Annotated in this window: 1 protein-coding gene; it reads left to right on the top strand. The window is 29.4% G+C overall.

The genetic code is table 11. The features are described 5' to 3' along the window. Window positions 1-37: 37 nt before the first annotated feature. The coding region (locus U880_RS09565) for a hypothetical protein (RefSeq protein WP_038358466.1) at window positions 38-361 on the top strand (324 nt) is incomplete at its 3' end.

The following is a 361-nucleotide window of genomic DNA, read 5'->3' as shown; positions in this document are numbered from 1 at the left end:
TAAGAACACACCTATTTGGAGAGAAAAGCCAGTATTCATGTTAAGAAAATGTGCTGTAAGTTGTTTATGTAGAACTTTACCAGGTTCAGGACTTGAAAGCATGCCATATATAAGAGAAGAATTAGAGGATATGAATACTGTATTACAACAAGAATTACAAGGATCGGAAGAAATAAATAATTCAACACCTGAAGCAACAATTGAAATACAATCTGTTAATCATAATTCTGGAGAAGATATAAATAAATCTGTTCCTACCAAGTATTATTGTTATCAAAACTTACTAATAGCATCAAGAAATATGTATAGGTTTTTAAGTGATAAACCATTTAGTAGTTTGTCAGAAATAAACGATTATCTT

The sequence above is a fragment of the Borrelia hispanica CRI genome (genome assembly GCF_000500065.1).
GTDB classification, from domain to species: domain Bacteria; phylum Spirochaetota; class Spirochaetia; order Borreliales; family Borreliaceae; genus Borrelia; species Borrelia hispanica.
The sequence above is the reverse complement of the archived record's forward strand: the minus strand, read 5'-3'. Positions and strand labels throughout refer to the sequence as shown.